This window comes from Bacillus sp. z50 (assembly GCF_058313585.1).
The window spans coordinates 157,220-173,155 of sequence record NZ_JBZFQL010000005.1; the positions used below are offsets into that span (position 1 = coordinate 157,220).

The 15,936-nt window shown below is 38.9% G+C and carries 13 protein-coding genes; 4 read left to right on the forward strand and 9 right to left on the reverse strand.

The features are described from left to right. Positions 1 to 145: 145 nt before the first annotated feature. From rlmD to recQ, 3 genes are all read right to left on the reverse strand, one after another. Positions 146 to 1,528, reverse strand: a complete 1,383-nt coding sequence (rlmD, locus tag AC4G3N_RS14935) for a 23S rRNA (uracil(1939)-C(5))-methyltransferase RlmD (RefSeq protein WP_139892728.1) — start codon at positions 1,526 to 1,528, stop codon at positions 146 to 148. Further along, complete coding sequence (locus AC4G3N_RS14940) at positions 1,500 to 2,402, reverse strand: DNA-3-methyladenine glycosylase family protein (RefSeq protein WP_148631101.1); 903 nt, start codon at positions 2,400 to 2,402, stop codon at positions 1,500 to 1,502. The genes rlmD and AC4G3N_RS14940 overlap by 29 nt, the downstream gene beginning before the upstream one ends. 78 nt (positions 2,403 to 2,480) lie before the next feature. Then, a complete protein-coding gene (gene recQ / locus AC4G3N_RS14945; protein WP_491090486.1) occupies positions 2,481 to 4,625 on the reverse strand; it encodes a DNA helicase RecQ in 2,145 nt (714 codons plus the stop codon). A 157-nt stretch (positions 4,626 to 4,782) separates the two neighbouring features. Between recQ and AC4G3N_RS14950 the strand changes: the two genes are divergently transcribed. Next, entirely contained in the window at positions 4,783 to 5,334 is a 552-nt protein-coding gene (locus AC4G3N_RS14950) for a DUF3267 domain-containing protein (protein ID WP_066108256.1), read from the forward strand. 207 nt (positions 5,335 to 5,541) lie between these two features. Here the strand turns inward: AC4G3N_RS14950 and pdaA are convergent, their stop codons facing one another. From pdaA to cax, 4 genes are all read right to left on the reverse strand, one after another. Beyond that, a complete protein-coding gene (pdaA, locus tag AC4G3N_RS14955) occupies positions 5,542 to 6,324 on the reverse strand; it encodes a delta-lactam-biosynthetic de-N-acetylase (protein ID WP_148631125.1) in 783 nt (260 codons plus the stop codon). 182 nt (positions 6,325 to 6,506) lie between these two features. Then, the gene (locus AC4G3N_RS14960; protein WP_066108258.1) at positions 6,507 to 6,713 is read right to left on the reverse strand and encodes an SE1561 family protein; all 207 of its coding nucleotides are present in this window, start codon (positions 6,711 to 6,713) and stop codon (positions 6,507 to 6,509) included. Positions 6,714 to 6,848: 135 nt separating this feature from the next. Continuing rightward, positions 6,849 to 7,670, reverse strand: a complete 822-nt coding sequence (locus tag AC4G3N_RS14965) for a YfkD famly protein (protein ID WP_066108261.1) — start codon at positions 7,668 to 7,670, stop codon at positions 6,849 to 6,851. Between the two features lie 543 nt (positions 7,671 to 8,213). Further along, positions 8,214 to 9,278, reverse strand: coding sequence for a calcium/proton exchanger (cax, locus tag AC4G3N_RS14970; protein ID WP_066108268.1), 1,065 nt, complete (start codon positions 9,276 to 9,278; stop codon positions 8,214 to 8,216). A gap of 136 nt (positions 9,279 to 9,414) precedes the next feature. Here cax and AC4G3N_RS14975 point away from each other — a divergent pair, with 136 nt between their 5' ends. Both AC4G3N_RS14975 and AC4G3N_RS14980 read left to right on the forward strand, forming a co-directional pair. Next, positions 9,415 to 10,593: an MFS transporter gene (locus tag AC4G3N_RS14975; RefSeq protein WP_066108271.1), complete on the forward strand. Its 1,179-nt coding sequence runs from the start codon at positions 9,415 to 9,417 to the stop codon at positions 10,591 to 10,593. Positions 10,594 to 10,949: 356 nt separating this feature from the next. Continuing rightward, positions 10,950 to 12,884, forward strand: a complete 1,935-nt coding sequence (locus tag AC4G3N_RS14980; RefSeq protein WP_066108274.1) for a heavy metal translocating P-type ATPase — start codon at positions 10,950 to 10,952, stop codon at positions 12,882 to 12,884. 190 nt (positions 12,885 to 13,074) lie between these two features. Here the strand turns inward: AC4G3N_RS14980 and AC4G3N_RS14985 are convergent, their stop codons facing one another. Beyond that, positions 13,075 to 13,914 (reverse strand): YihY/virulence factor BrkB family protein, encoded by an 840-nt coding sequence (locus AC4G3N_RS14985; RefSeq protein WP_066108277.1) that lies wholly within the window; start codon positions 13,912 to 13,914, stop codon positions 13,075 to 13,077. Positions 13,915 to 13,946: 32 nt separating this feature from the next. Continuing rightward, on the reverse strand, positions 13,947 to 14,366 hold the full coding sequence (locus AC4G3N_RS14990; protein ID WP_140462155.1) for a YtxH domain-containing protein: 420 nt from the start codon (positions 14,364 to 14,366) through the stop codon (positions 13,947 to 13,949). A gap of 201 nt (positions 14,367 to 14,567) precedes the next feature. Between AC4G3N_RS14990 and AC4G3N_RS14995 the strand changes: the two genes are divergently transcribed. Next, entirely contained in the window at positions 14,568 to 15,923 is a 1,356-nt protein-coding gene (locus tag AC4G3N_RS14995; RefSeq protein ID WP_066108579.1) for an alanine/glycine:cation symporter family protein, read from the forward strand. Positions 15,924 to 15,936 lie beyond the last annotated feature (13 nt).

Consider the following 15,936-nt stretch of genomic DNA (forward strand, 5'->3'; position numbering starts at 1 on the left):
TGTTCAAAAAATTATATTAAATAGACAAACCTATCTGCTAATCGGATTCAATAAAAAAAGACCCAGTTTTCATAAAAGATTATTTATACGAAAACTGGGTCGATTAACAAATGTTTATTTAGTTAGCCAAGAGTATTTTTATTGGTTACACCTTCAACATAATCTCCACAACGCACTCAATATGAGAAGTTTGTGGGAACATGTCCACTGGTTGGATATATTTTGGTCTGTATTTTTTGCTTAGGTAGTCCAAATCCTTGGCCAGTGTGGATGGGTTACAGGATACATAGACGATTTTTCTTGGACGTGTGCGCAGGATGGCATCCATTAATTTATGATCCAAGCCGCTTCTTGGCGGATCGACGACAACGACATCTGGCTTCCAGCCTTCGCGCAGCCATTTAGGCATGAGAACTTCTGCTTTGCCTACTTCGAAGCTGACATTATCCATATGATGCTTTTTAGCATTCTGAATGGCATCTTCAATTGATTCCGGAATGACATCCATGCCTCTAACTTCTTTACAAAAATCCGCAAGCCACAATCCTATCGTTCCTACTCCGCAATAAGCATCTACTACTCGTTCATGACCGTGAAGGCGAGCTGCTTTTTTCACTTCATCATAGAGCTTCACGGTTTGTACTGGATTCAATTGGAAGAAGGTACGCGCTGATAGCTCATAGGATAAATCGCCAAGTTCTTCTTCAATTGCTTCTTCTCCCCACAGATGAATCGTCTTTTCGCCGAATATAAGCGGAGTCTGTTCTTTATTCACGTTTTGAACAATGGAAACGACTTCCGGTAAACGTTTGTTGATTTCTTCTATGATTTGGCGCTTCTTAGGAAGCTTTTCAGAAATGGTGATGATCACCACTTGGACCTGATCCGATGAGAAGCCGACACGGGTTACGACCGTTTTAACAATCCCGCTTTTCTTTTTCTCATCATAGGATGGCAATCCAAATTCCTGCAAAATATCCAATACTGTACGAGTAACCTTGTTCGTTGCTTCATGCTGAACGATACAATTTGGAATATCAATCAAGTTATGAGTATTTGCCGCATAAAGGCCGGCAATCAACTCTCCAGTCTCATTGGTGCCAACCTGGAATTGGTTTTTATTACGGTAATTCCATGGATTCTCCATCCCAATTGTTGGACGGATATCTACATTGCTGGCATCGTATTGGCTATGGCGCTCCAATGATTGAATAACGATATCACGTTTTTCCTTCAATTGTTGGCTGTATTCCAAATGCTGCAATTGGCATCCACCACATACGTCATAAACCGGACATGGTGCTTCGACTCGATGTGGCGATGCCTTTTTAATCTTTTTGACAAGACCTTCCGAATACTTCGGATGGACCTTCGTAATCTTTACTTCTACAATTTCATCCGGCAGAGCACCCGGTACAAATACAACCTGACGTTTATAGTAGCCGACTCCCTCACCATTTATGCCAAGGCGTTTAATAGTTAGTAAAATCTCTTGTCCTTCACGGACTAATGTTGCCTGTTGGTTCATCAATATTCCTCCGTTTTTCAATGCTTCTCCATAAGTAAAGTGAAGCGTAGCTTAAATAAGGATGCCACTCCTTACTGAATTGCTCCATCTCTTCCATTGTTGGCTTTCGTTCTAGGTTATATAGCAGCTTAATAGCATTCTGAATGCCGATGTCTGCTTTTGGAAATAAATTCGGGCGGCCAAGACCAAATAACAGGAAGTTTTCAGCCGTCCATCTGCCTACACCTCGAATTCTTGTTAATTCTTCTATAATTTCTTCATCTGTCTTTGTGCGCAACTCTTCCAACCTGAGTTCACCGCTTGCAATCTTTTCTGAAAGGCCAATGACATACTCTGCTTTTCTGCCGCTGAATTTCATTCCTTTTAACTCATCTACTGTGAGAGCAGCGGTTGTCTCTGGAGATGGATAAAACCATACTCCGTCCTTCTGATACCCATAGGCTGTGACAAAATCCTTCGTTAGTTTTTGAGCAAACGCCATATTCAGCTGTTGATGGATAATACTTTTCACGAGACAGCCATATAGGTCGAATTCTAAAATAAGCGGGGTACCGCGATGGCGAGTAAAAATATTATTGAGCTTCGTCTCGCCAAAGTGAGCATGTATATCAGAAAGTGGCAAATGCCACTGAAAAATCTCCTTTAAACGATCCGTTGCCAATACTTGTTCCTTTTTGCCGCTAATTGTAAAGGCCGGCTTATCTACCGTACCGATCGCTTGGACGGTATAAACATTGGGCTTACCATGAATCAGTAAAGGGACCTGAATCAAGCGATTGCGGTAATCTATTTCATACAGAGGATCAAGACCGATCCTTTCCAATACCAGGTCAAAATCATAGGGAGCTTCTACATGAATGGTTTCTTTCCACATCATTATCACTCCTTTATGGACTAGTCCAGTTATTATAACAGGTTTTGCAGCTATATGGGTACATAGGAAAACGGCCCATTAAATTGGAGCCGTATCCATGTTCTTCTTCGTTATTACCGCTTTAATCGCACTGTAGCTGATTTCATTAGGAAGATGCTCTTTAATTGGCTTTAAAAAATCATTCCCCACTTCCTCAATCGCCTGTAGAACCTGGATTTCCTCCTCAGGTGAGAAGAAATACTCCCAATTCAGAGGCAATCCTTCTTCTGCACATCGGAATAGATGCCTTTCTACTGTTTGGGAGGATAAATCTCTTTCTTTTGCAATCTCCTTCAGCGTAAGCCCTTGTTTATATAATTCATACGTATCCATATGTGAGTTGGCAGTACCTGCCTTGGATTTTTTCACCGCAGGCATTTTTTCCTCTTGTTCTACAATTGGTGCTTCATAATCATTTTCCTTTATAAACGCTGTGATCACTTCCACAAATCGCTCACCATACTTATCTGTCTTTTGAGCTCCGACTCCCTTCACCTCAAGGAACTCATCTGTGGTTTGCGGTTGTTTAACGCACATATCGCGCAAAGCTTGGTCGGAGAATATCAAATATGGAGGCACATTTTCCTCTCCTGCAATTTGTTTTCGCAAATTACGCAGCACTTCGAATAAAGGATCATCTGTTGAAATAGCGGTGATCCGCACAGCTTCTTTTCTCATTACCGCACGTTTCCCGAGCAACACTTCTTTGCCGGCAGCTGTGACATATAAGAGCGGATATTGCCCACCCGTAATCCCAATTAATTGCTCAGATGTTAGAAAATCAATCAGTTCAGCGACCTCTTTGGTTGATTGATTTTTCATTAACCCATACGTTGATAAGGATTGAAAGTTTTGTTCAAGCAATTTCTTATTGGATGAGCCCGTTAACACTTGGGCAATCATTGTTTTTCCAAAACGTTCGCCAGTTCGGATTATACAGGATAAGACCATTTGGGCATCTTTTGTCACATCCTTCGCACTTCGTTCATCTAGACAGTTAGAGCACCGCCCGCAATCATCTGCCTCCTGCTCACCAAAATAGTGCAGAATATAAGCTTGCAGGCAGCCTTGTGTATGGCAATAGTCACGCATTTGATACAGCTTTTGCAACTCTTGATTTTTATGGTTTTCATCACCAAACGATTGATCAATCAAAAAGCGCTGGACCTGAACGTCCTGTTCAGATTGAAGCAATATACATTCACTCGGCAAGCCATCACGTCCGGCACGGCCTGCCTCCTGATAATAACTTTCCATATTTTTAGGCATTTGAGCATGAATCACATATCGTACATTCGATTTATCTATCCCCATCCCAAACGCATTCGTTGCGACCATGACAGTAAATTCATCACTTAAAAATTTGTTTTGCTCTGTTTCACGTTCTGTACTTGATAAACCCGCATGATATCTCCCAACTGTTATACCTTTTTGTTGGAGACGTTCATATAGATGGTCCACTGTTTTTCGTGTGGCACAATAAATAATCCCGGATTCCTGTTTATTTTTTCCTACATACGCATCAATATATTTTTGTTTATTTTGCCCTTTCACGACCTGGAAGCTTAAATTTTCCCGTTCGAAGCCAGTTATAACCGTATGTGACTCTTCAATATTCAAGGATCGGCGAATATCTGCCTGCACTCGCGGAGTTGCTGTTGCTGTCAGGGCAAGGACAACCGGATTGGAATTCAATTGTTCGGCTAATGATTGGATGCGTAAATAACTCGGGCGGAAATCATGACCCCATTGTGATATACAGTGAGCTTCATCTACAGCAATTAATCCAACCGGCAATTTACGGATATCCTCAATAAAGCCATGGGATTCCAGTCTTTCAGGCGCCAAATATAAGAGCTTATAGGCCCCCTGCTGGATGTCATACAAACGATCATTCACTTCACTCGCGGTTAGGGAACTATTGATAAAGGTGGCGGGTATTCCGGCCTGATCCAGTGAATCTACCTGGTCCTTCATGAGAGAGATTAATGGAGAAATAACGAGGGTAACGCCCGGTATTATCATCGCCGGGATTTGATAACAAATTGATTTACCTCCGCCTGTCGGCATAATTCCTAGTGTATCGATTCCTTGTAGCACCTGCTCAATAATTTTGGCTTGTCCATTGCGAAAAGAATCATAACCAAAATACTTCTTTAAAAGAGAGCTTGCTTCTGTAAGCATGAATTCCCTCCTCCATTCATTGATCATTCTACCATCCATTATAGCTTATAGAGATTGATCTATACTAGTGAGACAAGATAGCTGGAGTCTTAAAAATCACCAAATATATCCTTCTTATATGATAAACTGATAGTAATCTATAACTGGAGGTTTTCCGATGCTGGCTGATTCCTTGAAATCATATCAAATAATAGATGAAACTCGTGAAATGGAAGATTTAAATAAACCAATTTTGATCAGTACTTTCACTCTTATGGTCGGATTGCTTATCCCCTATTGGTTCATTTGGAAAATCGGTGAGATTGACCTATTCTTTTTAATTGAACTGGCTGTTGGATACATCCTCCTAATTTTCATGCATGAAGTACTGCATCTAGTAGGCTACATATTTTTCGGGAAAGCCAAAATAAGTGAGGTTAAACTGGGTGTTTTATGGAAGTATCTTACTCCTTATGCCCATTGCAAAATACCAATCAGGATCAAAGCTTATCGGATCAGTGTTTTATTACCGATTGTCCTCGGAATCGTGCCATTAATTTATGCATTTTTAAACGGAAATGATTATTGGTTTTTTATTGGATTGTTTATGACTATCGGATCATTAGGGGACCTTATCATTCTTTGGATATTGCGCAAGTATTCAGTAGATGTCCTTGTTCAGGACCACTCCAGTAAAATTGGCTGTATTGTTTACACTCCTCAATCTTAAATGTTTTTCGATTCCATACTGTCAATGAAAATGAAAGTGAAAGGCTCCCAAATCGATTGACAGGAATCCAACCATCAAAAAGGGAACCCCACACAGGAATGCCCTTATCTTACCATTTTCTCAAGATAAATATGATGCCCGTTGTTTTTTCAATATTAATACTAAAAACCGCTTATTATTTGTAAGCGGTTTTTTTGTTTAGGCACATTATATCTTTATGTCTATTTTCTGTTTTTGTGGTGTCTTCTGTGGTTTTTCACAATTCATATCATCCAAGCTTTTAAAGGTATACCCTCTCTTTTTTAAATCTGTAATCACCTGGCCAAGTGCTTCTGCATTGTCCTTAGACACAGAATGTAAGAGCAAAATGGCACCGGGATGAATTTGAGCCATAATTTGATCATAGGAATGCTTCCACCCCTGCTGACGATTCACATCCCAATCAAGAAAAGCAACCGACCATAAAATATGTTTATAGCCCAGATCATTTGCCACCTGTAAAGTTCGTTCACTAAATATTCCTCGTGGCGGTCTGATATAGGACATATCCTTTTGCCCTGTTAATTCCTCTGTCTTCTTCTTAACCCGTTCCAGTTCATCAGCTATTTTATCATCCGATACCTGTGTGAAATTGGGATGGCTCCATGAATGATTGCCAACTATATGCCCTTCCTTCACCATTCTTTTCACTAACGGTTCAGCTGTATTCAAATAATGACCTGTAACAAAAAAGGTAGCCGGAACTTTATGTTCTTTCAGTACATCCAGTACCTTCTCCGTATATCCATTTTCATAGCCATTATCAAACGTTAAGTAAATCTCTTTCTTTGTCGTGTTTACTTTATAAACAGCACCGTATTTTTCAACGATTGCATTATATTTAGGCCCTGCATCAGCAGGCTGTTCATTCTTTCCCTTATTAAAGCCCCAACCATACTGTACGTTTGAAATCGCCTCAGCAACGCCCAGGAATAATGTCCCCGAAAGCATGATGGCAGATAATCCGGTGATAAGCCATTTTTTCACTATTTTCCCTCCTGAATATACTTTTGATAAAGATAGTTTTAATCAGAGTAAGGGAATTTATGCAGCACAGCGAATGATTGCATTAACGATATAATATAAAAAAGACAAATCCGCTTATAACGGATTTGCCATATAATCTTATTCATTTATACCTCTTTATTAGGTTCTGTTTCCGGTCGATTTTGAAAGCTTTGAAACTTCTCCTCAATTGAATCCACGATTTCAATTAGGCGGTCAATATCTTCAATATCCGCTGTTTCAGGCTCAATCCGGTCTAAAACCTCCATAAATAACTCAAGTCGGTCTTTTAAGTATTTTACTTGTTCATCTTTATTATAAATCGGTGTTGTCAAACTAATCCGGCTCCTTTCATCATAAATATTATCCTAAACGATAGTAGCCTATTTCGCAACTGACCATTTTCTATTTTACCCAAAAGCAAGAAGCTTCAACCAAAACCGGCTGAAGCTTGCAGACTTAAACGGCAATCAATATGGTCGGTTGACCGCTCTGAACTGGAATGAAACATGATCTTGAATAGGAATCCAGGCTCCAATCCCTTGTGAGGTTACATTCCTTACTACAATCTCACGTTTGCTTCCTTTCAATACTAAATAGACCTCACCATATGTGACTTTACCCTTCTCGTTTATTGCCGGCGCATACCCATAGAGGTAGCCAAGTCTCATTGGCGGTATATTGTATACTCTGTCTTTTTTTGTACCGCTACCTATGATGGTCTCAAATGCCAGTGGCAGTTTAGATTTTTCTGATGCTCTCGCCAGCATCATTTTTTGAATATCCTGACTGGAAGGTACTTTTGCTGTCAATCCTCCGCGCACCACTTTTTGTGTCTCTTGGACATAATGAATTTGGAAATTCGTATCCCCGCCACGGTTATCATAAAAATTCGTATTGATTTTTTGATACTCCCAGTTTGGAGAGGTTTCCATCGATTCATAATTTAAAGCCCACTTACCTAAGTAAACAGTGGCTCTATACCAAAAGGCAACCGGATTGGTTCCGATATTGGTTTCATTAAGCATGTGAACTAATTCAGGATTTTCTATTTTAACGTTGCTGGACTTAAGCAATTGTTTGGATAACTCACTTGGCTCAAGCATTGGCGTGTCCTGACTGGAATTGGGATATGTGTTTTCTTTATTGATCGATAAAACGGACTCCGGAATTTTATACTTAGCTTCCTCAACCGTAGGGTCTGCTCCTTCTTTTGGGGCAGCCCAGTTATGCTGGGTTGGAATAATAACGAGCATGGCTATAACGATCATGATAAAAAAATTTCTTCTCATGCTTGAAGCTCCTTTCTTACATACAAAAAAGAATGATTGTTCCGTTATTTTCCCTCTTAAGCAAAAAAACTATTCAAAAATCAGGATTGTTTTATTACACCTTGCAGTTACTAGAATTAACAGATTGTTAAGCTATATTAACTGTTTATTTAGCACATTACAAACCAGTATTTTTTGTCACAGTTTTGTAAAATTCAGAATATTTACAAAACTACAGGAAGGTGCTATACTAAAACCAATATATCGTAAAGGAGGCGAAATCAACAGCCGGAATAACTGCAGGGAGGAATGCTTATCGAAACCATCCTCACACGGAAAACTTAATGTAGATTTCGTCACAAATCAGGACAATAAAGATAAAGGATGTGACCTATAGGGCTAACTAACATGACTGTTTAAAACAGAAATATCTACCTTTGAAAAGATACATTTATTTTTGGAAGGATTAGAATTTAGTTAGACATGACTTATGATGAAGCAAATTGGAAAAACATAAAAAAGACTCTGAATCCATAGTAGATCAGAGTCTTTTTTAATTTATTATTATAACAGAAAGAAACCTATCCCCATCACTAAATAAGCAGCAAGTAAGGTGAGTCCTTCAAACCAGTTTGTTTCCCCATCGTTCGTTATTACAATCATTAAAAAGACAGATAGCACCATCGCCACAAGTTCAGGCAATGTAAAGACAAGTGGCATTTGCGTTTCAAATAATAAAGATACCAGAACAAGTACCGGTGCTACAAACATGGCCACCTGTAAAGTAGAACCAACAGCAATTTCAACAGCAATGTCCATTTTATTTTTGTAAGCGAAAATAATGGCAGATGCATGCTCAGCTGCATTTCCGACAATTGCTACAATGATAACCCCGATAAATAATTCAGACCAGCCCAATTGATTCCCTACGTCTTCGAATGTATGTACCAAATTCTCAGATACATAGGCTACTGCCACTGTTGCCAAAGCTAGGACCATAATCGACCATTTTTTGCTCCACTCTGCTTCTTCAGTTTCTTCCTCTGCAAAAGACAAGTCTTCCTTACGTTGATAGACACCGCGATGGGTGACCAATTTAAAGAATAAAGCAGCCAAATATAAACAGATCAGGATAATGGATATGCCTGTACTCATGACCATTTGGTTACTTCTTTCCATCTCTCCGGCAAATACTTCAGGAATGATAAATGCAACTAATACACCGAATGTTAATAGCCCTGCATTGTGCCTGGCATCAAATACATTAAATTTTTGTCTTTTATACTTAATACCACCCAAGAAAAATGAAGCCCCACTAACTAATAATAAGTTACCGATGACACTTCCTGTTAAAGAAGCCAATACAATTCCCACCAGTCCCGCTTTAAGAGAAAAAATGGAGATGATCAGCTCAACAGCATTTCCAAATGTTGCATTTAGCAATCCTCCAATCCTCGGTCCGGATATGATTGCTAAGCTTTCTGTCGCCCTCCCCATAAAACTTGCCAGAGCAATAATCGTTAAACAATAAACAGCAAACATGAGCAGACTTGGCCAATGTAAAATGGAGCCGGCTATGGATACCGGTAGGCCAATCATTAGCATTGCAGAAAATATTTTTTGTCCCATCCCTTGAATTCCTTCTTTCTAATCTAAAATATATTCATTTATTCCCGAATTACCTTTAGATTAGTCTTCAAAATCTCCTTGCTAAAGTTTGTGAACAACTCTAATATTGATTCAGATAGATATAGGAGAGATAATTATGAACTATCAAAAAATTAGATTTTCTGCACTTATTATTCTAGTTGCTGTGTCAGGTTTCTCACAGGGAATGCTGTTACCCTTAATTGCCATTATTTTTGAACAGGATGGAGTAAGCTCCGGTCTAAACGGATTAAATGCTACAGGACTATATCTGGGAATACTATTAATCTCACCTTTCATGGAAATTCCTCTGCGAAAATTTGGTTATAAACCCCTGATTTTTTTCGGCGGACTGTCGGTGATTATTGCGTTTCTGTTATTTCCGATCCTAGATTCTTTCTGGTTTTGGTTCATTCTCCGTATGATTATCGGAATTGGAGATCATACCTTACATTTCACAACCCAAACCTGGATAACCGCTTTTACGCCAGTAAACAAGAGAGGCAGAAATATATCCATTTATGGCTTATCCTTCGGCATAGGTTTCGCAGTTGGGCCATTACTGACTAATTTAATTGAAGTTAATCGGGCATTACCCTTTATCGTTGCATCAGCAATCAGTCTTATTGCTTGGTTGACCGTCTTTTTATTAAAAAATGAATTTCCAGATGAAGATTTGGAAACAACCAATGTTTTCGGTACCTTACATCGTTTCAAAAAAGTTGCCAAGTATGCATGGGTTGCGTTCTTGCCTCCTTTTGGTTATGGATTTTTGGAAGCATCCCTAAATGGAAATTTCCCTATCTATGCTTTACGAATTAATATGGATGTTCAACAAGTCTCCATCATCTTGCCTGCTTTTGCAGCAGGCAGCATTATTACCCAGATCCCATTAGGAATTTTAAGTGATTCCTTAGGGAGGAAACGCGTTCTTCAATATGTTCTTTTTAGCGGTTTTGCCATCTTTTTAACAGCTGCCTTAATTGAACAAACCGTTACAGGTTTATTTATCTGTTTCTTTATTGCAGGTATGCTTGTCGGCTCCACCTTCTCTTTAGGAATCAGTTATATGACCGATCTATTGCCTACACAACTGCTTCCTGCCGGCAATATTATTTGTGGAATAGTCTTTAGCCTTGGAAGCATCTCTGGGCCATTTTTTGGCGGCTTGGCCATTCAATATCTGCCTAATGGGAATTTCCTTCTTGTAATCAGTGTTATCCTGTTACTGATTTTCATCGCTCTTAGCAGATTTAAAAGAAATCCAATTAATGACCAGATTCAAACCTCTGTGTAAGCAGAGGTTTTTTCATTCGACTTTATTACTGTAATTGTTGCTGTATTTATTCATCCACTCAATTTTATCTCATATTCACCTTCACGCATCTTCAGTTAAAATTTCCCCTATCCACAAATAAGCAAGGTAGAAAATTGCTATTTTTTCTTTTCCAAATAAATTCACTTAACTTCTTTAGCGACTCATGTTATACTAATATGTAGATAATAATTATTATAAATAAGAAAGAAAAATGTTGCTGTCACAGTATTTGTGGCAGCATCCGCTATTTTATAAGCCTAATGATTTTGAACATCATTCTCAATTAGAAAAGAAAAACAACGAGATCTATTCTCAATTACAAGGAGGTTATTCACATGGAAACAGCACTGAATAAATCAAGCTTGAAAAATTCACCTAGCCAATATAATAGATGGAAAGAATTCACCTCTAAACTTACGTCCAATTGGGAGCTCTTGGCTGCCGGTTTAAGCGGAATTCTGATTTTATGCGGCTGGCTATTATCAACAAAGGATTTGAATGCCTCATCTGCCTTCGTCTATATACTGGCATATGTAATTGGGGGTTATGCCAAGGCTAAAGAAGGCATCACTCAGACGATTGAAGAGAGAAAACTGAACGTAGAGCTTTTGATGATTCTGGCAGCGATTGGGTCAGCCATTATCGGATATTGGACTGAGGGAGCAATCCTGATTTTTATTTTCTCTTTGAGCGGTGCACTTGAAACGTATACGATGAATAAAAGTCACAAAGAAATTTCTTCATTAATGGATTTGCAGCCTGAACAGGCTTTGAGAATAGTCGATAACACTGAAGAAATAGTACCGGTTTCTTCCCTGCAAGTTGGAGATTTGATTTTAATTAAGCCTGGGGAACGCATCCCCTCAGATGGAGAAATCTTATTTGGAGAGACTGCTGTTGATGAAGCTGCAATTACCGGAGAATCGATTCCCGTCAGCAAATATATTCAAGACGAGGTATTTGCAGGGACGGTTAATGGACATGGAACCATAAAAGTTAAGGTTACAAAACCTAACAGTGAAACTTTATTCCAAAAAATTATCACACTTGTTCAAAATGCGCAAAGTGAAAAATCTCCTTCTCAATTATTTATTGAAAGATTTGAGGATACGTATGTAAAAGTTGTTCTTGTTGTCGTTGGAATTATGTTGTTTCTCCCACATTTTGTTCTGGGTTGGTCCTGGACAGAGACCTTCTACCGGGCAATGGTTTTGTTAGTGGTAGCTTCTCCATGTGCATTAGTTGCTTCTATCATGCCGGCTACTTTATCCGCGATTTCGAATGGCGCTAAAAGTGGGATTTTATTCAAAGGCGGTATCCATCTAGAAAACCTAGGCAATGTAAAGGCCATTGCTTTCGATAAAACAGGGACACTAACTCAGGGGAAACCCGTTGTGACGGATATTTTAATCCGCGATGACATCGATCAAAAAGAATTTTTATTAAGTGTAGCTTCCATTGAACAGAATTCGAATCATCCGCTGGGACAATCCATTGTTAAGCATGTTGAACAGCTTTATTCACAGACCATGCCGCGCGTAGAATCTGAAGAAATATCCGGATTTGGTGTTCAAGGACATGCAAATGGGCACTATTGGAAGATTGGGAAGAAGGATTTTGTAGGCGAAGAAGCCGCCATGTCATTTAAAAATGGAGCGGCACTTGAATTAATGTCTGAAGGGAAAACATTGTCCTATGTAAAAGATGAGAAAGGTATTGCAGGAATAATTGCATTAAAAGATATCATTCGTAAAGAGACTGCCGATGCTCTCGAAGCATTGAAGGAACTGGATGTATATACATGCATGCTGACTGGAGATAACGAGCACACTGCCAAGGTAATCGCCAAAGAAAGCCATTTATCTGGGTTTGTTGCTGGATGTTTACCTGAACAAAAGGTAGAAGAAGTTAAAAAACTTAGAGAGAAATATACTACCGTTGCCATGGTTGGGGATGGCATTAATGATGCGCCTGCGTTAGCTACTGCTTCTGTCGGAATTGCCATGGGTGAAGGATCTGATGTGGCTCTTGATACAGCTGATATTGTTCTCATGAAAAACGACTTACCAAAAATAGCAGAAGCCATTCAATTATCCAAACGAATGAACCGAATCATTCGCCAAAATGTTATCTTTTCAATTTCCGTCATTATGATTTTAGTTGTATCAAACTTTTTTCAGGCTCTCGACCTACCATTCGGTGTAATCGGCCATGAAGGCAGCACCATATTAGTCATCCTAAACAGTCTCCGTTTATTAAAATCTAAATAGAATACAAATAGAGGCTATCCTGTAAGTCTGTTAATGACTTTCCGGACGGCCTCTATTTTCTTTATTCATGGGAAGTTAATCTGAAACACATCAAATCTTCCTAAAACTACGGTGGCTGTTCATTTAATAATCAATCACCGTTCGTCCGCACATTAGTTCTGAACCATTATAATTTGAATCCACGCTCTACTTATTTAATCGTCCAGTGCCTCTTATTTCTGGACAATACTGCATTAATTTCTCCGCCTACAATAATGACAAGACCTGATATATATAACCAAAGCATTAAAACAATCAAGCCTCCGAGACTGCCATATGTGGAAGAATAGTTACCAAATGTACTCACGTAAACTGAAAATGCCCACGATGATAGCGCCCATCCGACACTCGCGAAGATTGCCCCTGGTAAAACGTCTCTACATTTCATTTTAAGGTTGGGCCCAATCCAATACAAAATTAAAAATACAAAGGTAATGACAGCAATAGAAATCACCCAGCGCAGTAAATCATAAACAAAGGAAGGCTCGTATCCTAGGAAATCAAATACAATATTGAGAATATATTTCCCAAACACTGGCAATAGCAAAGAAACCACTACAACCAGGATTAATCCAATGGTTAAAATCAAAGCTAATCCTCTTGTTTTAATAAATGATCTGGTTTCCTCAACATCATATGCATGATTAAGAGCCTTTATAATGGCATTGGTCCCGTTGGATGCTGACCACATCGTTGCCAAGATACCAAAAGATAACAAGCCGCCGTTTTGGTTAGCCATGACATCCTTTAAACTCGATTCTAATAAATTTGCCGATTCTGCAGGAGCATACGTATGCAAAAGCTCCATCAAATCCGCTTGGGAAACCTGCAAAAAAGGCAATAACGTGATAACAAATATTAAGAGCGGAAAAATTGAAAGTAAGAAGTAATAGGCTAATTGCGCTGCCAAGCCTGTTACTTCATCACCTTGAATTTTATCGTATAAATGTTTAAATACGCTTTTATTTACATACTTCTTCCTACCTTCCATTCCAGTACCACCTCTATTCAGCTTGTTTGACTTTATTTGCGCGTAGAAGTGGTACTTATATCATCAGATACAGAGGAAGTATTACTGTTCTCTGTCGTAGAAGCCGAACCATCAGAAGATTTTTTGTCTACCAGTACTTCTTTTGTTTCCTTAATAACCCCTGCTACTTGCGGTGGCATTTCTTTCATTTCATCTACCTTTTCAGATATAAAAGATACATCCTGACCAATTTGATCTATGTTTGTACGAATTTTACCAGACATCTCCTTCACATTTTCCACTATAGAATTCGGATCTTTAGCCATCGATTTAACATTCGTTATCATTTTTTGGCCGCCTGTCATTACTGTTTTGCGAGTGTTCTTATCCAATAGGCTGATTGCAAAACCTGCTGCTGCTCCACCTAAAATTCCTAACCATAGCTTATTGCTCTTTTGACTGCTTCTACTCATTATTTATCCCTCCCGAATTAATTTTACTTGCTTATTCTTATATTTATTGATTTACCTATAATAGCGGAATTCTAAACATAAAATGTCAATTAAGTATTTTTTATCTTGACGCAAAATTGTTTCAAGAATATTCTTAATATTAACAACATACAGATAGGGTGAATTTACTTGATTGACTTTTTGAATAAGTTTTCAAAAGATTTGACTGTACTTTTAGAAACAATAAGTAATTTTCTTTGGGGGCCACCCCTCTTAATTTTAATTGTTGGTACAGGTATTTATTTAACATTTCGAATTGGATTTTTACAAATTAAATTATTGCCTTATTCATTAAAATTGGCCTTCACTAAAAGCCAGGATAAAAAATCGGACGGAGATATTTCCCATTTCCAGGCTTTAATGACTGCTCTTGCAGCAACAGTCGGAACTGGGAATATTGTTGGAGTGGCTACAGCAGTCGTCAGCGGTGGACCAGGGGCCGTCTTCTGGATGTGGGTTGCTGCCTTTTTTGGTATGGCGACGAAATACGGAGAAGCAGTACTTGCGGTTAAATACAGAATCGTAAATGCTAATGGTGAAATGTCAGGTGGACCTATGTATTATTTAGAAAAAGGGCTGAGAATGAAATGGCTTGGCGTCGCCTTTGCGATTTTCGGTGCGATTGCAGCTTTTGGAATCGGTAATATGGTCCAAGCTAATTCAGTAGCCAACACGATTCATGATACTTTCTCCATCCCAACCTGGGTAACCGGGATTGTCCTGACTATTTTTGCCGCTCTTGTGTTAGTCGGAGGCATTAAAAGCATCGGTAAAGTCACCTCCTATTTTGTACCGGTTATGGCCGCCTTTTATTTAATTTGTGGAATCTTAATTCTTATCTTAAATGCTGAACTCGTTCCAAATGCAATTAAACTGATTTTCACAGATGCCTTCACTGGACAGGCAGTAGCTGGCGGTGCAATCGGAACAGTAATCCGTTGGGGTGTGGCTAGAGGTGTCTTTTCGAATGAAGCTGGTTTAGGATCAGCTCCGATTGCGGCAGCAGCGGCTAAAACGGATTTTCCTGCCCGACAAGCACTTGTATCAATGACGCAAGTATTTATTGATACAATTATTATTTGCTCAATAACAGGAATTTCACTTGTAATGGCAGACCAATATCATAGTGGGTTAGAAGGAGCAGAACTGACATCCGTCTCCTTTGATTTATTATTAGGTCCTGTTGGTTCCTACATCGTTTCAATCGGGTTAATTTTCTTTGCTGCCTCCACAATTATTGGTTGGGCTTATTATGGTGAGAAATGCTATTCCTACTTATTTGGAGATAGGACCGTAATTAGCTATCGAATCGTTTTTGTTTTAGCTGTTTTTATTGGCTGCGTAAGCTCCCTTGATCTTGTTTGGAGCTTTGCTGATATTATGAATGCTTTAATGGCAATCCCTAACTTGATTGGCCTCCTCGGCCTTTCAGCTGTGATTATAGCTGAAACAAAAATCATTATCAGAATTATTAATAGTGAAAAACAAAATAAGCAGAGAAAGACATTTGAAACTTGAATTTGACAGATAG